This window comes from Paenibacillus sp. FSL H7-0331 (assembly GCF_001956045.1).
In genome coordinates this window covers 143,845-162,424 of sequence record NZ_MRTH01000009.1, presented here as the reverse complement: position 1 = coordinate 162,424, position 18,580 = coordinate 143,845, and the positions used below count along the sequence as shown (strand labels likewise).

At 44.9% G+C, this 18,580-nt stretch carries 18 protein-coding genes; 3 read left to right on the top strand and 15 right to left on the bottom strand.

The features are described from left to right. Nucleotides 1–32 precede the first annotated feature (32 nt). The gene (locus BK127_RS15525; protein ID WP_076231702.1) at nt 33–962 is read left to right on the top strand and encodes an NAD-dependent epimerase/dehydratase family protein; all 930 of its coding nucleotides are present in this window, start codon (nt 33–35) and stop codon (nt 960–962) included. Between the two features lie 64 nt (nt 963–1,026). Here the strand turns inward: BK127_RS15525 and BK127_RS15520 are convergent, their stop codons facing one another. The 9 genes from BK127_RS15520 to alaS form a co-directional block, all read right to left on the bottom strand. Continuing rightward, nucleotides 1,027–3,087 (bottom strand): methyl-accepting chemotaxis protein, encoded by a 2,061-nt coding sequence (locus tag BK127_RS15520; protein ID WP_372237357.1) that lies wholly within the window; start codon nt 3,085–3,087, stop codon nt 1,027–1,029. Nucleotides 3,088–3,473: 386 nt separating this feature from the next. After that, the gene (locus tag BK127_RS15515; protein WP_076231700.1) at nt 3,474–4,754 is read right to left on the bottom strand and encodes a peptidase U32 family protein; all 1,281 of its coding nucleotides are present in this window, start codon (nt 4,752–4,754) and stop codon (nt 3,474–3,476) included. 33 nt (nt 4,755–4,787) lie between these two features. Continuing rightward, nucleotides 4,788–5,717, bottom strand: coding sequence for a peptidase U32 family protein (locus BK127_RS15510; RefSeq protein ID WP_076231698.1), 930 nt, complete (start codon nt 5,715–5,717; stop codon nt 4,788–4,790). A gap of 26 nt (nt 5,718–5,743) precedes the next feature. Next, nucleotides 5,744–6,856: an endolytic transglycosylase MltG gene (gene mltG, locus BK127_RS15505; protein WP_076231696.1), complete on the bottom strand. Its 1,113-nt coding sequence runs from the start codon at nt 6,854–6,856 to the stop codon at nt 5,744–5,746. 57 nt (nt 6,857–6,913) lie between these two features. Continuing rightward, entirely contained in the window at nt 6,914–7,246 is a 333-nt protein-coding gene (locus BK127_RS15500) for a DUF1292 domain-containing protein (protein ID WP_256711328.1), read from the bottom strand. Beyond that, a complete protein-coding gene (locus BK127_RS15495; RefSeq protein WP_076231692.1) occupies nt 7,247–7,558 on the bottom strand; it encodes a DUF1292 domain-containing protein in 312 nt (103 codons plus the stop codon). A gap of 5 nt (nt 7,559–7,563) precedes the next feature. Continuing rightward, the gene (ruvX, locus tag BK127_RS15490; protein ID WP_076231690.1) at nt 7,564–7,983 is read right to left on the bottom strand and encodes a Holliday junction resolvase RuvX; all 420 of its coding nucleotides are present in this window, start codon (nt 7,981–7,983) and stop codon (nt 7,564–7,566) included. A gap of 61 nt (nt 7,984–8,044) precedes the next feature. Beyond that, nucleotides 8,045–8,308: an IreB family regulatory phosphoprotein gene (locus tag BK127_RS15485; RefSeq protein ID WP_076231688.1), complete on the bottom strand. Its 264-nt coding sequence runs from the start codon at nt 8,306–8,308 to the stop codon at nt 8,045–8,047. Between the two features lie 105 nt (nt 8,309–8,413). Further along, on the bottom strand, nt 8,414–11,050 hold the full coding sequence (gene alaS / locus BK127_RS15480) for an alanine--tRNA ligase (protein WP_076231686.1): 2,637 nt from the start codon (nt 11,048–11,050) through the stop codon (nt 8,414–8,416). A gap of 160 nt (nt 11,051–11,210) precedes the next feature. On the opposite strand from alaS, the gene BK127_RS43710 reads away from it, so the two are divergent. Next, nucleotides 11,211–11,366, top strand: coding sequence for a hypothetical protein (locus BK127_RS43710; RefSeq protein WP_179097494.1), 156 nt, complete (start codon nt 11,211–11,213; stop codon nt 11,364–11,366). A gap of 735 nt (nt 11,367–12,101) precedes the next feature. Here the strand turns inward: BK127_RS43710 and BK127_RS15475 are convergent. The 5 genes from BK127_RS15475 to cymR form a co-directional block, all read right to left on the bottom strand. Then, complete coding sequence (locus BK127_RS15475) at nt 12,102–13,172, bottom strand: AI-2E family transporter (protein ID WP_076231684.1); 1,071 nt, start codon at nt 13,170–13,172, stop codon at nt 12,102–12,104. A gap of 190 nt (nt 13,173–13,362) precedes the next feature. Next, a complete protein-coding gene (locus tag BK127_RS15470; protein ID WP_076231682.1) occupies nt 13,363–13,560 on the bottom strand; it encodes a hypothetical protein in 198 nt (65 codons plus the stop codon). An 11-nt stretch (nt 13,561–13,571) separates the two neighbouring features. Then, nucleotides 13,572–14,096 (bottom strand): PRC-barrel domain-containing protein, encoded by a 525-nt coding sequence (locus BK127_RS15465; protein WP_076231680.1) that lies wholly within the window; start codon nt 14,094–14,096, stop codon nt 13,572–13,574. A 50-nt stretch (nt 14,097–14,146) separates the two neighbouring features. Then, nucleotides 14,147–15,295, bottom strand: coding sequence for a cysteine desulfurase family protein (locus BK127_RS15460; RefSeq protein ID WP_076231678.1), 1,149 nt, complete (start codon nt 15,293–15,295; stop codon nt 14,147–14,149). Nucleotides 15,296–15,320: 25 nt separating this feature from the next. Further along, nucleotides 15,321–15,740 (bottom strand): cysteine metabolism transcriptional regulator CymR, encoded by a 420-nt coding sequence (gene cymR, locus BK127_RS15455; RefSeq protein WP_076231676.1) that lies wholly within the window; start codon nt 15,738–15,740, stop codon nt 15,321–15,323. Nucleotides 15,741–15,909: 169 nt separating this feature from the next. Between cymR and mnmA the strand changes: the two genes are divergently transcribed. Then, on the top strand, nt 15,910–17,001 hold the full coding sequence (mnmA, locus tag BK127_RS15450; protein ID WP_076231674.1) for a tRNA 2-thiouridine(34) synthase MnmA: 1,092 nt from the start codon (nt 15,910–15,912) through the stop codon (nt 16,999–17,001). A gap of 108 nt (nt 17,002–17,109) precedes the next feature. On the opposite strand, the gene BK127_RS15445 is transcribed toward mnmA, so the two are convergent. Beyond that, complete coding sequence (locus tag BK127_RS15445) at nt 17,110–18,450, bottom strand: hemolysin family protein (RefSeq protein ID WP_076231672.1); 1,341 nt, start codon at nt 18,448–18,450, stop codon at nt 17,110–17,112. Between the last annotated feature and the right edge of the window lie 130 nt (nt 18,451–18,580).

Sequence of the window (18,580 nt, the reverse complement as noted above, 5' to 3'; positions counted from 1 at the left end):
ATTTCTTCTAATTTATCATTGGAGGTTTACTCATGAATGTTCTTGTAACAGGAGGCGCAGGCTTCATTGCTTCTCACATTGTAGATCAGCTGATTGAGGACGGACACCACGTACATATACTCGATAACCTCTCTACAGGCAAAACAAGTAACATTAACCCCCAGGCATCCTTCTATCAGGCTGATATATTGGGCGAACAGCTCTCTCAACTATTTGAAGCGATACATCCAGAAATTGTCATTCATCACGCCGCGCAAATCGATGTACAGACCTCTCTCAAGCAGCCACTCCTTGATGCCAAGATTAATATCCTGGGCACTATAGCTATTCTCGAGCATTGCCGTAATCATGGCGTGAGAAAGCTGATCTATGCTTCATCGGCAGCCGTTTATGGTACACCTGAATATTTGGGTGTTGATGAACGTCACTCCCTAAAACCACTTTCATTTTATGGCATCTCGAAGCACACGCCTGAGCATTATATTGAAGCTTTCTCCTCTTTATTCGGATTGGATTACACGATTCTACGCTATGCGAATGTTTATGGCATTCGTCAGGATCCCAAAGGTGAAGGCGGAGTCGTATCCATATTCGTGGACAAGCTGCTGCAGAAGCAGCAGCCGTTAATTTTCGGAGATGGGGATCAGACGAGAGACTTCATCTATGTAAAAGATATCGTTAGAGCCAATATGGCAGCTTTGACACATGGGAGCCGGGGCATTTACAATATCAGCTGGAACGTTCAAACGACTGTTGTCGAGCTGCTCCAGTTGATGTGTGAGCTGTGTGATACTCCTTATTCACCTAAATTCGAATCGCCACGCGCTGGCGATATTCTTCACAGTCGATTGGATAACACGGCAGCCAAGCAGTATCTGGGATGGGAACCCGTTTATACTTTACGGCAAGGCTTGCAGGAAACGTGCAATTATTATCATGCTGCCTATACGGTACAGAAATGAGAAAAACCTCCAAACCATTTTTAAGTGGTTGGAGGTTTTTTGCTGCATGCCATCATCAGCTTAATTAAACATCAAATTTGGAAAGAGATTCTTGCAGCGAGTTGGATAACTGCTCAAGCTTGTCTGACAAACGAACCAAACCGGAGCTAATGTTCAACTGCTCGGAGCTGAGTGATGCGACTTCCTGTGATGTTGCCGAGGATTCCTCTGCAACCGCGCTAACATTAGTCATCGCGTCATTAAGAACCAATTGGGACGCATCAAGCTGGCTGATTGATTCTGTTACCTCGGATAGCTGTCCAATAAATCCGCCCATATGACTCTGTACTTCCTTAAAGATCAAATCAGCTTCTTTTACAGACAAGATCTGTTCCTGAAAAATCGGGTACGCATTCGATAAAGCTTTGACCGTTTCATCAATTTCCTTTTGAATCGTCTCGGTTATTTGTCCAACGATTGCAATCGATTGACGAGATTGATCAGCAAGCTTGCGAATTTCGTCAGCAACAACCATGAAACCTTTACCGGCAGCACCCGCACGGGCAGCTTCGATAGTTGCGTTAAGGGACAATATATTGGTTTGCTTGGAGACATTGCTCAATACTTCAAGAATTTTACGGATGGAGCGCGTGCTTTCTTTCAGATTATCGACTTTTTCAACCATATTCCTGGTCATTTCTTCGGTAGCATTCGTTTTCAGAATCAGCTCGGACATGTATTGAATACCTTGTTCACTGGATTTCTGAACGTCTGTTGCAGCTGTACCCATGACAATATTGGAATTGACGACAGCTTTCATTTGCATGCCGATGCTATGTGTCAACTCATTACCACGTTCCGATTCAACCGCCAAGCTTGAAGCTCCTCCGGCTATTTCTTCTGTGGCAATCGCAATTTCCTTAGCGGAAGTAGCCGTTTTCTTGGACGCATCCGATAACTCGGTTGCAGTCTCTAATACTTCTTGAGCCGAACGATTGGTTTGCTGAACCAGTACGGTAATTTTCTCCATCATCTGATTAAAGCTATGACCCAATTGGCCGATCTCATCCTGTGATTGAACATTCATCCGAACAGTCAGATTCCCCTGTTCTCCTTCTTTCATCAGGTTACGAAGCATAATCACAGGCTTTCCAATCATTTTGGCTACCAGAATCCCGATACCTACAGCAATCAATGCTGCTACGAGTGCCATAATCCATGTAACATTGGAAATAGCCTTAGCATCCTTAACAAGCTCAGCAATTGGCATTGCACCCAGCAGGTACCACCCTGTTTTGGCCGATTTATAGTACACCAGCTGCAAGTCCTTTTTACCATTCATCGCGCTGCGCGCTTCATCCTTCAGAATATCAGGAGTGATATCCAAAACGGTCGGCTTGCCAATAGCAGCTTTATCAGTAGCATAAGCTATATTCATTTCAGGGGTAATAATAATGGTTTGTCCACCTTCACCCATTTGAATATCAGCTAATTCTTTTCCTACAGCATCTACGTTAATTTCCATAAGCAGAACCGCTTGTGTGCTGTTGGTGGAAGTATTTTTCAATACACGTCCAAGAGCAAAGGCCGCGGTGTTGCTTCCTGAGGATGTATCTACAAAGCCTGAGGTTCTAGTTTCGATCCAGGAGGCACGACCGTTGTCATCCGTAATTTTTTTGAACCACGGTTCCTGAATCAAAGTTTCTTTGCTTGTAGAGCCTCCCGAAGCGGCGATAGGCTCACCTGTAGGACGAAATAAATGCAAAGCTTTAATCGTTTTGTTCGAGTATGTATACACGTTTAATTTATCACTGATTTTTTGGCGCATTTGCAAATAATCATAGCTTCCTTTATTAACGGCTTCCGAGTCAACAAGCAGCCTTTTCATCTCGTCGTCCAACAAAATTTGCATCGACAGATCCTCATAGACCGTGTACATGATATCCAGCTTTTGACCTGCCTGAATGATCGTCTGCTCAGAAGCATCTGCTACCTTTTTCTGAATCACACCTTTGGAAATGTTGTACGACGTGAATCCTACTGTCAATACGAAAAAGAGAATGCTCACGAGAAAAATTAAAAATAATTTCATGCCGACGGATTTAATTGGATTTTCCAAACGAAGACCACTCATCGAATTTTTCATATGCTGTGAACTCGAAGCTCCTTTGTTGGATTCATTTTTTGACATAAGATTTTTAAAGAAATTGCCGATTTTTGCTGTCCATTCGTTGAGCACAGACAGTATTCCTTTCAAAGGAACCACCACCTAATCTGATATAGTTTCTTCTGCACAATAGTGATGACATAATAACATTAAAAATGATATTCGACATCGTTTTTGTAATTCCTTTTTATAAATCGCTTTCATTGGAAATAAAATAGTCCAAATGCTTCATTTTTAAATTTTTTGGCGATTTTTGCATTTTTTTCGACCATTTGGATCATATTACTTTTTTCCATTACTGTCCATGGGTATTATGACCCTAGACAAAAAAAGCCTCAGGAGTTAGAGGCTTCTTTTATCCGTTTTTATGCTTTGCGCATTCTTTTACGCATCATATCCATAGGTTGAACGGGCTGATCCAGCTTCATCCGGATCGATTGAAGAGGGTGCCGCGCTGCATCGAGTTCTTGCCCCGATTCATCATAGATAGCAGGAACGTTTTGCTTGAAAAAGGTTCCCGTAGGTCCAAAAAATTCAATCTCTTGACCCGGCTTAAAATGATTACGCTGCTGAATGGTCGCTATGCCGCTGTCCGCATCATAAGCTGTGACTACACCTACAAAATCATAAGGCGCTGCTTTATCCTCCGGCTCAAAGATATGGTCTTCATGATCCGGATGCTCATAGAAAAATCCTGTATTCAAAGGCCGATTGGCAGCCTTCTGGATTTCGTAAAGCCATTCGGGCTTCATCTCATAATGTTCAGGATCAGCAAAATATGCATCGATCGCTTGACGGTATGCATTAACGACTGTAGCCACATAGTGAACGCTTTTCATCCGGCCTTCGATTTTGAAGCTATCTACACCCGAGCGTACCAGCTCAGGAATATGCTCGATCATCGATAAGTCCTTGGAGCTCATCGAAAAGGCGTCGTCCTCGGCCTGAAATAAAGGAAGCTCCTTAATCCCGATCTGCTGATCCTGCTCCGTTGTAAACAAATCATATTTCCATCTACAGGATTGCGAGCAGCCACCACGGTTAGAATCACGGTCGGTAAAATGGTTGGATAAGACACAGCGCCCTGAATAGGAGCTGCACATCGCGCCATGAACGAAAACCTCGATCTCCACATGGACGTTTTTCTTGATATCTTCAATTTCCTGCATACTCGCTTCACGCGCGAGCACAACACGATCCACGCCTTCTTCCTTCCAAAATTGCACAGCCTGCCAGTTCATCGTAGACTGCTGGGTACTCAAATGAATTTCAAGCTTGGGAGCAACCCGCTTACAGGTTTCAATAATAACCGGGTCCGCGACAATAATCGCTGCTACACCAGCATCCTGAATACCTCGTAAATAGGTCTCCAACCCTTCGATATCTTCATTATGGGCATAAATATTAGTAGCAACGAACACTTTGGCCCCGTAACGTTCTGCAAATTCCACACCTTCGCGCATCTCATCGAATGAAAAATTATCCGCATTGGAACGCAGTCCATACTGCTGACCCCCAATATAGACGGCGTCAGCTCCATAATGGACAGCAAATTTCAGCTTTTCCAGATTACCAGCCGGGGCCAGTAGCTCCGGTTTATCCAGACGTACTCGCTTGCCAAGAAGCTGCTGCTGTATCATCGTCATCACGATCACTCCTTTTACCTATCCAATTCTAGTTTAATACACTTGTTCTTTAAAGAAAAAGCCGAACGTCAGCTCACGTCTTGGGTCCTGCAGCTCACGAATTGCATCCACCCATTGTTCTTCGAATACGTAGTTTTCCGGGTCAGAGCAGAAGGTATCAATCGCCAGGCGATACCCTTTGATTACAGCTTCGTTGTATTCAGGTGACTTTAATAAGCCTTCAATTTTCAAGCTATCGATATGACCTTCAATCAGCTCATGCAGGTTTTCAAGCATACAAATATCATCAGAGCTCATAATATGCGTACCATTCTCGTCCTCGTACAGCGGATAACGCTCATCCTTACGTTCCTGCTCGATCAGAAACAGTCCATCCTCAAGCCCCTTCGATGCGCCTTGTTCGCGTCCCTGATGGTCCTCGTAATTGGTTACCAGGCTGCGTTTGGAATGGTATATATTCGTAATGCCGTGCACCTGCACCTGTACTTCCATGTGCGGCAGCTTGCTTTTTATTTCAAGGGTTTCATCCATATTCAGTTCCCGGGCCAAGACGACCCGCCTCGATCCCTTGGAGCCCCAATAATTGGCTGTTTCATAATTCGTGGAAGTCATTTCGGCATTCCAATGCAGCGGCAAACCCGGTGCAGCCTGGCGCATTGCTATTAAAACGGCTGGATCGCCGAATACAACCGCATCTGCCTGCAGTTGCTGCACACGTTGTAAATAATCCGGAAGCTGCGCAAGCATCTCGTTATCGATAATTTTGTTAACCATCACATATACCTTGGCACCACGTTCATGGCACCAGGGAATTAAATCACTTAACTCGTCCAGCATGACCTCGCCAGATAACCGCATGCCATAACGGTGCTCACCGACCGATACCGCATCGGCTCCGGCCTCTACATAACGCCGTGCTTCTTCTGCTGTTCCGGCAGAAATGTACAGTTCTGGTTTTTTCATTGTACTCTCACCCTTCAATAAAAAAATTACTTTTTAAGCGTACTTTCGTTTTTCTTGCTGACCGCTATATTTTTTTGGTGCTGATCAAAGGTTTCGCCAAAGTAATGCGCTTTGGTGCCATCCTTTTTCGTGACATAATACAGGTAGTTGTTGTCTGCCGGGTATATCGCCGCTTTAATTGACGAAAGACTTGGGCTCGCAATAGGACCAGGTGGCAAGCCTTTGTGCAAATAAGTGTTATACGGACTTTCCGTCTGCAAATCCTTTTCAAATAATCGATCCTTTGGCTTATCAAACAAGTATTGAACAGTGGCATCGATTTGCAGCTCCATCTTCTTGCGCAATCGATTATGAATGACGCCGCTGACGAGAGGACGCTCTTCATCCAATACAGCCTCACGTTCGATCAACGAAGCAATGGTCAGCATCTCATGAAAGCTTTGTCCACGGTCCGCCATCGCTTGCTGCCAGTTGTCCGGAAGCTGCTCCAGCTTCTTGTCGAGCTCCAGCATCATATTATTGAGCATATCCTCCACTTTAATGTCTTTGCTCCATTCGTAAGTCTCAGGAAACAAATACCCCTCCAGCCTGCTTTTCAGCTGTGCTTGATTTGCCATTTTCGTGAATACTTGGGCCGTAAAGTGACTCTCCTGCTGTGCCTTCTCTATGAATAATGCCGGATCGATTCCAAATTGCTGTTGAACCTTATCCGCGATCTGCCTTACGGTGTAACCCTCGGGTACGGTAAGCTTGATCCCCTGCTCTTTAACTGTTAAACCTTTATTTAAAGTATCAATAATGGCATCGTTGGTCATCCCGGGAAGCATTTCATATTCGCCTGCCTGAAATTTACTGCCCTGCTGAACATATTTCAAATAATAAGTAAAAATTCGTGCACTGCGAATCAAACCTTTACGTTCCAACAGCTCAGCAATGGAGAACGGGCTCATACCTGGTGGGATCATAATCGTTTGCGGTTTAGAGGATTCAGGAACAGGCTGTAAGGCTTGCTTCACATATAAAGTCGTGCCTACAGAAGCTACTACGACTACTATTAAAACTATCACAATCAATGTACCTATAATGGTTTTCACTCTACTGAACGGTGCCACTACTACTCCTTTCGACCAAGTACGCATAAACAACGAAAAAGAGCGGATTGTCTCCGCTCACTCCGTTTGAAACCAACATCTTGTTTACAACGCACTATCCTCAGAAAACGTCATCTCATCATATAGCTCAGTCACGTTTTCCCATTCGTCATCATCATCTATGGTTTCCAGCTCAAGCTCTCCATCTGGGCCTGTTGTAACCCGGAAAACCTCAGGCTCTCCAATAACAGGCTGATCCTGCTTCACAACCGCATAGCCTTGATCACCCAGTTGAAACTCAGTAAGCAGCTTGTAAACAACGGATTGTTCATTATCATCATACAAGATAATATCATCTCCGTAGGTGCTGCGCAACTGACTTATTAACTTTACATCCTTTAATGTGAACAAAAAGAACGCCTCCTGTTGTCGTTTCAATTAATTGGAGTCTTCTTCTTCCTCTTCGACATCCTCATCCATCAATGTATTAAAGGTCTCTTCGACAATATTCCATTCTTCTTCGTTATCGATCGTAAACAACTGCAGGTCGTCTCCGTCTTCTTCATAACGGAAAGCATACACCTCATCGGATTCCTCTTCCGCGTCGACCGGCACAACCATCATGTACTTTTTATCGGAACCGTCAACCTCGAACTTCATAATGACTTCAAACTCTTCTTCATTACCTTCTTCATCCGGGATATAAATAATTTCCGGTTCTTCTTCTTGAAGTTGTTCTTCTTTAGTCACGCCAATCACCTCTTCGTATTGGAATCCATATAATTTTGCAAAATGAGCGCAGCTGCCATCTTATCGATGACTTGCTTTCTTTTCTTGCGGCTGACATCAGCATCAATCAGCACACGCTGTGCAGAGGCCGTTGTCAACCGCTCATCCCATAGATGTACGGGCAATGCGAAAATTTCTCGCAGGGACTCGGCAAAAGCGATACACAGCTCTGCACGAGGACCTATGGTATTGTTCATATTCTTGGGCAAGCCTACGACAAGTCCGTGAACGTTGTACTGCGCAATCAATTCACGAAGTCTTGCCATATCTTTCTCTGAGCTTGTTCTCCGGATGACCTCAAGACCTTGAGCTGTCCAGCCCAATTCGTCACTAAGGGCGATACCTATCGTTTTGTCTCCGTAATCCAAACCCATCAAACGTTCCATCTTATGCTAAACTCCCAACGGCAGGCAATCATGTGATATTTTAAATTTCCTGCCCTGCATCTTATGATTTATGCTGCTGCAAATATGATCTGACCAGCTCTTCAATCAACTCGTCACGTTCGCGCTTGCGAATGATGCTCCTAGCGTTATTATGGCGTGGAATATAAGCCGGGTCGCCGGATAATAGGTAGCCTACAATTTGATTAATCGGATTATAGCCTTTTTCCTGCAGCGCGTCATATACAGCCAATATAACTTCCTTGGGTGATGTTTCGATTTCTTCCGCTTTTACATTGAACTTCATCGTTTTATCCATCGAGCTCATCCCTACACCCCCTAGAAACAAAAATGATGAATAGTAGCTAACAAAACACGTTACCTTACTTAGATATTCGCTATTTGTCGAAAGATTCCTCTTGACAGTGCAAAATTATTTTTTCAACATCGCTTGATTTTCTACAAAATGTCCTACCTTCTCCAGTGCCGCCGACAATTGGGAAGCATCCTTGCCTCCTGCTTGCGCCATATCGGGACGGCCACCACCGCTGCCGCCAACAATTGCAGCTGTTTCCTTGATCAGCTTACCGGCATGAAAGCCTTGAGCCACAAGGTCCGGTGTTACGGCTGCTACCAGATTCACTTTGTCATCCGCAATCGCACCCAACACGATGATTGCTGAACCAAGCTTAACCTTCATTTGATCCACAATACTACGAAGTGAATCCATATCCCCAGCATTGACCTGCGCGGCTAGCACGGGTACTCCTGCAATGGTTTTCAACTGGTCCGTTAAAGAGCCCGCCTCGATTTTGCCAAGCTTCGACTTCAGGGATTCATTCTCTCTTGCCAATTCCTTCAGTTGAACAAACAGACCCTCGATTCGTTTGGGAACCTCTTGAATGTTGGATTTCAGCAGTCCTGACGAATCACGCAGCAGCTGCAGCTGTTGATCTATATACATATAAGCATTACGGCCAGTCACGGCTTCAATCCGGCGAACTCCGGAGCCGATCCCTGATTCACTGACGATTTTGAACAGACCAATCTGGCTAGTGTTGGCCACATGACAGCCTCCGCACAACTCCAGACTGTAGCTGCCTACTTGAACAACACGGACAACATCGCCATATTTCTCACCAAATAAAGCCATCGCCCCCATTGCTTTTGCATCAGCAATTGGTTTAAGTGTAATCGAAACTTGCGTGCTTTTCCAGATTTGCTGGTTAACCCGTTTTTCGACATCCTGCAGCTCTTCAGCAGTAATGCTGCCGAAATGCGAGAAGTCAAAACGCAATCTCTCTGGAGCTACCGATGAGCCAGCCTGATTCACGTGCTCACCCAGCACATCTTTCAAAGCTTTATGCAGCAAATGAGTGGCCGTATGATTTTTGATAATGTCCTCGCGCATTTCTTCACTGACCGCTGCCTGAACGGTATCACCCTTACGCAGCACACCCGATTCAACTACAACAGTATGCACATGCTGACCATGCGGTGCTTTGCTGACATCTACTACTTTTAAACGGACATCCCCTGAAGCAAGATAGCCGTGATCGCTCACCTGTCCACCGCTCTCCGCGTAGAAAGGAGTGACATCCAGCACCACCTGACACGTCTCGCCCAAACCGACCAAATCGACAAATTGATTCTCATGCACCACAGCAATCACTTTAGCAGTAGTTACCAATTCAGTATAACCAACAAACTCACTTTTAACCGTCAGCTCAGCAAGTGGTCCGCCCTGTACCTTCATACTGTCCGAATCCTGGCGAGCTGCCCGGGCACGATTACGCTGCTCCTGCATTGAGCTGTCAAACCCTTCACGATCTACCGTCAAACCTTTTTCCGAGGCAAAATCCTCTGTTAAATCGAAAGGGAAACCGTACGTGTCATACAGCTTGAATGCATCCGCGCCGCTGATCTGTGTTTTGCCCTCGGAGCTGGCTTTTTCCGTTAATTCAGCAAGTATAGCCAAACCATCGGATAAGGTTTCATGGAAACGCTCCTCTTCGGTGCGAATCACCTTCTCGATAAACTCACGTTTGTCGACAACCTCCGTATAGTACATCCCCATGATTTCACCAACAATGGGGGTCAGCGTGTGCAGGAACGGTTTATCGAGACCGATTACTTTCCCGTAACGTACGGCACGACGCAGTAAACGACGAATGACATAGCCGCGCCCTTCATTGGAAGGAAGCACGCCGTCACCTACCGAAAAGGCAACCGTACGGATATGATCGGCAATAACCTTTAACGCTACATCGGTTTCTGTATTCACATGGTACTTCACACCCGCAAGCTTGGCAGTTTGCTCGATAATCGGCATGAACAAATCCGTATCAAAGTTGGAGTCCACATTTTGCAAAATCGAGGCAAAACGCTCCAGACCTGCTCCTGTATCGATATTTTTATTAGGCAACGGTGTGTAGCTGCCGTCTTTGTTATGGTTGAACTGGGAAAACACCAGATTCCATACTTCAAGGAAACGTTCATTTTCTCCGCCAGGCCAGCATTCCGGATCACTCAAATCCCCATACGCATCGCCACGGTCATAAAAAATTTCGGTACAAGGTCCGCAAGGTCCTTCGCCAATATCCCAAAAGTTTTCTTCAAGCTTATAGATCCGTTCTTCCGGAAGCCCGATTTTTTTGTTCCAAAATTCAAAAGCTTCGGTATCCTCAGGGTACACCGTCACCGACAAACGTTCCGGATCAAAGCCGATCCATTCCGGGCTCGTCAGAAATTCCCATGCCCAGGTAATAACCTCTTCTTTAAAATAATCACCGATTGAAAAGTTACCGAGCATTTCAAAAAAAGTATGATGACGGCGTGTTTTGCCGACATTTTCAATGTCATTGGTACGAATACATTTTTGCGAATTGGCAATCCGCGGATTCTCAGGAACAATACGTCCGTCAAAATAAGCCTTGAGCGGTGCCATCCCTGCGTTGATCCACAGTAAGGATGGATCGTTGTGCGGAACGAGCGGCGCGCTCGGTTCAATGCGGTGTCCTTTACTTTCAAAAAATGCGAGCCATTTGGAACGGATTTCACTGGCTTTCATATTAAATACCTCCGGTGGTTTTTTTACCCTCCCAAACCCTCCCTAAAGGGAGGGCTCCAAAGGGCTTTGCCCTCTGGACTCCCGTGGGAGCGTAGCGGACTGCGTTGTTCTCGGGCCGCTATGTCCCTCAGGGACACGCTCGACTGTGGTGCTATGCCTTTTGAGTTCATGCGTGTGCTCGGGCCGCTTTCGTCCCTGCGGGACACGCTTGACTGTGGTGTTTGAGCAAGTGCGTGAGTACAAGTTCAAGTACGTGCGCTTGCTGGGTGCTGCTGTTTTGGTTCTGGAGCCGCATCGTCCCTGCGGGACACGCTAGCCTTTAGATAAGGGAAGCTTCGCGCAGCGTGGGGTTCACTACTCCACCCCCTATTGGGGATGGAGTAGGAGTTTTGCCCCCAAGCGAAGCAGGTAAAGTTCTTCCGCAGGAAGGAATTTGTGCAAATGGGTCCCGGAGGGAGCAAGGGATTGTGCCGTAGAGTTTACGTGCCGCCTTTGAACATGGATGATTACCACTTCGTCTAATCAAGATCATCCAGGTTCAACAGCGGCCGAAGGCACATCCCTTGCGCACGCAGGGGACATTAGCATTTGCACAAATTCCCCGCCTTTGAACTTTACTTCTCCGCAAGCCAAGCAAAACCTCGATTCCACTCCCCAAAACCTCTTTTAAACAGAAAAACGCCCCTGCTAACAGGGACGAATTGATCGCGGTACCACCCTGGTTACTGCACAGCTGTCAATTAAGACGCAAGCCTGCTGTACAATCTCCTTGAACAAGACTTGTAACGAGTCCATCCGGCGGATTTGTTCCGCACTCCGAAATGAGCTTTCAACCATCCTTCATTAGTAAGGTTCTCTCAGCTAGCCTCGTGCAAGCAGCAATGGGCTATAACCTATTCTCTGGATAATGGACTATGGTTTACTTGATTTCATCAACGCTTTCAGTTATATACTTGTATACGATTATATACGTTTCTTGAAAGGAATGTCAACAAGCCGGCCAAGCAGCGGATTAGGAAGATGCGCCTGGAGAACAATTCAATCTTCTTGTTTACGTTGTTCTCCGATGTACATAATATTGGAAAACATGCTGAACAATTACCTTGATGACAGCAAACAACGGAACCGCCAGAATCAAGCCGATTACACCCGCTATCTCCCCACCCGCAAGCAGAGCAAATATAATCAGGAGCGGATGCATTTTTAACGAGCGACCTACTACCTGAGGCGAAATGACATTGCCTTCGAGAATTTGACAGACTGCATTCACTACAGCGACCATCAGCACCATCTTAAAGGAAATGGTCGAGGCCATTATAAGAGCGGGGGCCGCCCCAAAGAAAGGGCCCAGATAAGGGATAATATTAAACACGGCAACCAGACAAGCCAACAGCAGCGCGTACGGCATTCCCACCAGCCAATAACCCAGATACGCCAGTATTCCAATAATCACACATACTAAAAACTGTCCGCGAATATAATTACCGAGAGCCGTATCGATATCCATCAGCAGCTTGTAAACCTGTTTGCGCTTTGCTTTAGGTACCGTAGCCAGTACGGTTTTTTCTATCAGTTGAAAATCCTTGAGCATGTAGAAAGCCAAAAAAGGTACGATAAAAGCAATGAATATCATATTGATCGTACTGCCAATTCCGTCAATATACTTCGATATGGCATGTGATACGCCGTTTTCCAGCTTCATCAGAGATTGATTGATGCCAGTCCGGATAGTGTCCGGTACAAATTGCATACTGTTCATCGTATCGACAACGCCTTGAGCCTTCATTTCCAGCTGTGGAATATGCTCATTAAATTCATTCAATTGGTTAATGAACATCGGAATCAAGTTCATTAGTATAACCGTTGTGGACACAATGAAAACCGCATAAATCAGTAGAACAGCCACCGTCCTCGGCACCTTGCGTGCGTTAAGCAGGGATACAACAGGATTCAATACATACGATATGATCATTGCGATAATAAAAGGAGCCAGGATCTCAAGCAGAAAATGATAAATTCCGAGCCAGATCGGACGAATTTTCAATAAAACCAGCAGGATCAGCAGACCCAGCAGTATATGTATCATAATTGAAAATACTCTGCTTTTGTAAAAATGATTCATGCGTTCTCACCACCTCAGTTCCATGTCCAAGCCATTCTTGTCCAAATCGCTCAACTTCTATAAGTATATGTACAACCCTGCATCTTAATCCCCTTGGATAACACAAAAAAATCGCATTCGCTTCCAGCCGCTGCATGATTCAAGCGGTTAGGGCGAATGCGATTCGACATACATCTGATTCGATAATTTATCAGTTTGCATGAATATGCGGCATTTCCTCTTCAAAAAACAGATCATCGAGAGAGCTTAAAGTACCGTCTTCTTCAACTTGATATACGGACATTTTCTCTCCGTTCACACTAAGTTCAATAAAGCAGCCCCAGCAATAAAACTGATGCGAGCCTATTTTGCCAATATCCTTCGAATTACAATTCGGACAACGTAACATTTGGTATCACCCTATTCCTCATTTGATTTGACTATTTCAGTCAACCATTCATTACAGTGAACGGGGACTATAATTGCATCCTCACCCATTGTTACAGAATCCGGTAAGGGCAGCCATTTGCGCCCCTCTTTCAGATCGGAAATAAAACCTTCGGTCAATTCATAGCCTATTACTTTTTTACCCAGCTCGGGGTCCAGATAAACATCATCCACAATACCCAAATGCTGACCATTGACGGTTACAACAGGCATTCCCTTCACCTTATGGTCCCCATTCAGCAACGAGATGTACACTTGATCCTGAGCATCCAACTGGATGACAGCCTCTTCGTTGTGAATGGTTATAGCATCTTCACCCAGTGCAATAACATCCTTCCAGGCAACACAGTTTGATACTGAAAACCAATGCCTGTTCTCCAGAAGTACGAGCTCAATCTGCCAAGCTTCATCCAGCAATAGATCCTTGACTGTACCGACTTGTTTACCTGTTTGTACACAAAGGATCGGTAATCCTATCACATCACGAGCTTTTTTCAAGCGCTGTATCCTCCCGATGCAATAGCTGCAAATGAATGAAACACTTCTTACTAATAATTATTACGTATACGAGTTACAATGGTTACAATTTTCTCTGTGCAAGTCATAATATCTTGTAAACTGCTGCTGAATCCGAAGCTGAATCGGACAGCTGATGCGGTTACCTGCTCAGATAGCTTCATAGCTTGAAGCACATGTGATACTTCCAATGATCCCGAAGTACAAGCAGATCCGCTGGCAGCAGCGATTCCCTCCATATCGAGGTTCATCAGCATCGTTTCGGATGAAATGCCAGGAAAACTAAGGTTGAGTATATGGGGCAAACGCGCTGTCGGGTGACCGTTGACCACCACTTGGTCTTTTCCCAATTGCTCTTGCAGCCTCGTTATCATCTCTATACGTAGTTTTTCCATCTTTTGTTGCATTTCATACCTATGATCGATAAAAATTTGTAATGCTTTTGCAAAACCTGCAATTCCCGGTACATTCTCGGTACCTGCACGCCGCTTTCTTTCTTGAGCGCCACCATGCAAAATCGGCTCTAGCTGAATTTGTTTAGCTATATAAAGGGCTCCGATTCCTTTGGGTCCCTGAATTTTGTGCGCAGAAAAGCTCATTAAATCAATAGGAAGACTATTCAGACTAAGCTCCATTGCTCCCAAAGCCTGAACAGCATCGACGTGGAACCAGATCCCTTTACTTCTGGCCAGTTCCCCAATCTTCACAATCGGTTGAATCGTCCCTACTTCGTTATTGCCATACATCACACTGATCAAAATAGTATCGGATCGAATCGCCTGTTCAAGCAGATTCCATTCGATCTGACCATTCGTGTCAACAGGCAAATAGGTTACCTCAAAGCCCAGCTTTTCTAGATACTGGCATGTATGCAATACAGCATGATGTTCAGTCTGTACCGTTATAATATGCTTGCCCAAAGATGAGCGCGCAGCAGCTGCACCTAATATAGACATGTTATTGCTTTCGGTACCTCCGCTTGTAAAAACAAGCTGTGAAGCCGCACAGCCAAGTAAAGAAGCTATCGAATCTCTTGATCGTTGAACAACAGAACGTGCTTCTCTACCGGCGCTATGCGTACTGGAGGCATTTCCAAAGTAATGTGTGTAAATGGGCAGCATGGTTTCGAGAACCTCGGGATGAACCGGGGTTGTTGCTGCATGGTCCAAATAGATCGTCATGATAACTCCATTATCTTCATCTGAATTAAATATAGAACATGTAGCTATCGCTGACGCCTTCACCCTTGAAGCTGATTAAATCCTTCAATGTGGTGGAATCAAGCACTGTTGCGATGCTATCCCGGATGCGTACCCACAGGTCGCGTTTGGCTGGATCATCCTCTTCCGTGAAATCAACAGGGCTGATCGGTCCTTCCAGTACCCGAATCACATCGCCCGCAGAAATATCTTCTGCCAGCTTGGACAAAATATAGCCCCCATAGGCTCCTCGAATACTTTTAACTAAACCTGCATTACGCAAAGGGGCTACCAATTGCTCCAAATAGTGCTCGGAAAGCTGATGCTTTTCGGCAATACTTTTTAATGAGGTGGGTCCTTCTCCGTACCTGGACGCCAGTTCCATCATAATTGTTAAACCATATCGGCCTTTGGTAGAAATTTTCAAGTCAAGCACCTCATTTACATTTCAATACATGTTGGTATCGTATATATGGTATCATAAATCCTTGTATTTTGGGAGAAAAACCGTGTCATATTGATGAAATATTTATTATTCAGTATAACCCATGTATAATACAAGATAAACGTAAAGCAGCAAGGAGAGAAAATCCATAATGAATAAGCAAACACGAGTCGTTCTCGGTATGTCCGGCGGTGTCGATTCCTCCGTGTCAGCTCTGCTTTTAAAGGAGCAAGGATACGAAGTTATCGGTGTTTTTATGAAAAATTGGGATGACACAGACGAGTGGGGCCACTGCACCGCTGAAGAAGATTCCGAGGATGTCCGCAGAGTATGCGACCAAATCGGCATTCCCTATTATACGGTAAATTTTGAGAAACAATACATGGATAAGGTATTTCAATACTTTCTGGATGAATATCGCAAGGGCAGGACACCGAATCCGGATGTGATGTGCAACCGTGAAATTAAATTCGGGGAGTTTCTGAACAAAGCGCTTGAGCTTGGTGCAGACTACATTGCAACCGGACACTATGCGCAAGTAGACCAGCAGGATGGTATATACCGCTTACGACGGGGTATTGACGGCAACAAGGATCAAACGTATTTTTTGAATGCACTTAATCAATACCAATTGTCCAAGGCCATGTTCCCGATCGGACATCTACCGAAGCCGGAAGTGAGAGCCATAGCGGAGCGGGCAGGTCTTGCAACTGCGAAGAAGAAGGATAGCACAGGTGTGTGCTTTATCGGGGAACGGGACTTTAAGGAATTTCTAAGCGGCTATTTGCCGGCCAAGCCTGGTGATATGCAGACCTTGGAGGGGGAAGTCAAAGGACGGCATGACGGATTGATGTACTACACTTTAGGACAGCGGCAGGGTCTTGGTATCGGTGGCGGCTCCGGCAGTGGAGAGCCTTGGTTCGTATCAGGCAAAAACCTGGAAACTAATGTTTTGTATGTTGTGCAGGGTGAGCAGCATCCAAGCCTTTATTCCTTGGGACTGAGAGCAACAGATCTAAATTGGATCAGCGGAACGCTGCCTCAACAGGAATACCGCTGTACAGCCAAGTTCCGTTATCGGCAGCCTGATCAAGGGGTTAGCGTCACTTTTAACGAGAAGGAACGTACCTGCGAGGTTATTTTTGACAAACCGCAAAAGGCGGTCACACCAGGCCAATCGGTCGTATTTTATGATGGCGAGCTTTGTCTTGGCGGTGCTATTATCGATACGGTTATAACTTAACCTTTCCTCAATTCAGCTAAGAACTTCACAACACACAAAAAAGCGGACTATCCGCTGCAGCCACTCTTTGTAAGAGTACATGCTGCAGGTGGATATCCGTTTTTTTTATTACATGCTCATTGGGAGCGTAACCTCTTGTTCATCTTGCTCACTGCGTTTAATGACCAAAATTCGCGAGATTCGTAAATGATCGGTTTCATCAATCACAAATTCATATTCATTATTGTAATCTATCCGTTGGCTTCTTTTTGGAGGCATTTCTACCTGTGCATAAATCCAACCACCTATAGTGTCGTAGTCATCAGATTCGATTTCTACACCAAAATAACTATTCACTTCTTCAATCAGCATCCGCCCGTCAATGGAATGTGTTGAATCATCACGCTTTTCGATCTGCGGACGCTCTTCATCAAATTCATCCTGAACCTCGCCGACAATTTCTTCTATAATATCCTCAAAAGTGACTAATCCCGATGTGCCGCCATACTCATCAATGAGCAGCGCCATTTGCGTTTTTCTTTTTTGCATCAGCTTAAGCAGCGCACTGATTTGCATCGACTCGGGGACTTTGGTGATCGGACGAATAATTTTTTTGATATTGCCAATACCGCGGTCTGACTTCAACAAATCCTTGATATGCACAAACCCAATGACATTATCTTTGTCTGGATCACAGACCGGATAACGGGTGTGCATTTCCGTAACAGCAATTTGTCGATTTTCCTCGTAGGATAGATTAGCGTACAAACATATCATTTCAGTACGAGGAATCATAATTTCACGGGCATTGGTTTCCGAAAATTCAAAAATATTGTCCATTAAAGTTAATTCAGCATTATCAATGAGTCCGCTTTTATTGCTTTCTTTCATCAAGCCGCGAATTTCCTGTTCCGTATGAGCTGTCTCATGCTCGTCTGTAGGCTCTATTCCAGATTTGCGCAGCATCCAGTTGGAAGTACCATTAAGAAACCAAATAAATGGAAACATGATTTTGTAAAACAGAATCATCGGGCCCGCAGCCATCAGCGTAATTTTCTCTGGCATGCGAATCGCATAGGTCTTGGGGAATTGTTCTCCCAGTGTGATATGAAAAGAGGTGATGATCGTAAAAGCAATAATAAACGAAATCGTATGCTGGATCGTTTCAGGGATTTGCAGCGGCTGCAACACCGGTTGGAGCAGTTTAGCTATTGCTGGTTCACCAATCCAACCAAGCCCAAGGGAAGCAAGCGTAATTCCCAATTGGCAGGCTGATAAGTATCCGTTAAGGTTTCTCATGATGATTTGAGCAAACTTGGCATTGCGGTTACCTTCCTTAACCAGCACATCAATGCGGCTATGACGAACCTTGACCAAAGCAAACTCTGCTGCCACAAAAAAGCCGTTTAAGAATACCAAAAGCAAAACTAAACTTAAATTCCAAAGTATCGGTAATGGGTCACTACTCAATTAATTTCCTATTCTCCTCGTTCGAGATGAATAGGTACACCTCCCCTAAATTCACAATTTTTTGAGACATTTGAAACTGATATATGTGAGAGCTTATCAACATAAATATTGGTATAGTATGCAAAAAAAT

What these genes read in the sequence shown, in the direction of transcription:
- BK127_RS15525 (WP_076231702.1), top strand. Translation starts at nt 33, where the DNA reads ATGAATGTTCTTGTAACAGGAGGCGCAGGCTTCATTGCTTCTCACATT.
- BK127_RS15520 (WP_372237357.1), bottom strand. Translation starts at nt 3,087, where the DNA reads ATGAAAAATTCGATGAGTGGTCTTCGTTTGGAAAATCCAATTAAATCC.
- BK127_RS15515 (WP_076231700.1), bottom strand. Translation starts at nt 4,754, where the DNA reads ATGACGATGATACAGCAGCAGCTTCTTGGCAAGCGAGTACGTCTGGAT.
- BK127_RS15510 (WP_076231698.1), bottom strand. Translation starts at nt 5,717, where the DNA reads ATGAAAAAACCAGAACTGTACATTTCTGCCGGAACAGCAGAAGAAGCA.
- mltG (WP_076231696.1), bottom strand. Translation starts at nt 6,856, where the DNA reads ATGCGTACTTGGTCGAAAGGAGTAGTAGTGGCACCGTTCAGTAGAGTG.
- ruvX (WP_076231690.1), bottom strand. Translation starts at nt 7,983, where the DNA reads ATGGAACGTTTGATGGGTTTGGATTACGGAGACAAAACGATAGGTATC.
- BK127_RS15485 (WP_076231688.1), bottom strand. Translation starts at nt 8,308, where the DNA reads ATGAGCTCGATGGATAAAACGATGAAGTTCAATGTAAAAGCGGAAGAA.
- alaS (WP_076231686.1), bottom strand. Translation starts at nt 11,050, where the DNA reads ATGAAAGCCAGTGAAATCCGTTCCAAATGGCTCGCATTTTTTGAAAGT.
- BK127_RS15475 (WP_076231684.1), bottom strand. Translation starts at nt 13,172, where the DNA reads ATGAATCATTTTTACAAAAGCAGAGTATTTTCAATTATGATACATATA.
- BK127_RS15470 (WP_076231682.1), bottom strand. Translation starts at nt 13,560, where the DNA reads ATGTTACGTTGTCCGAATTGTAATTCGAAGGATATTGGCAAAATAGGC.
- BK127_RS15460 (WP_076231678.1), bottom strand. Translation starts at nt 15,295, where the DNA reads ATGACGATCTATTTGGACCATGCAGCAACAACCCCGGTTCATCCCGAG.
- mnmA (WP_076231674.1), top strand. Translation starts at nt 15,910, where the DNA reads ATGAATAAGCAAACACGAGTCGTTCTCGGTATGTCCGGCGGTGTCGAT.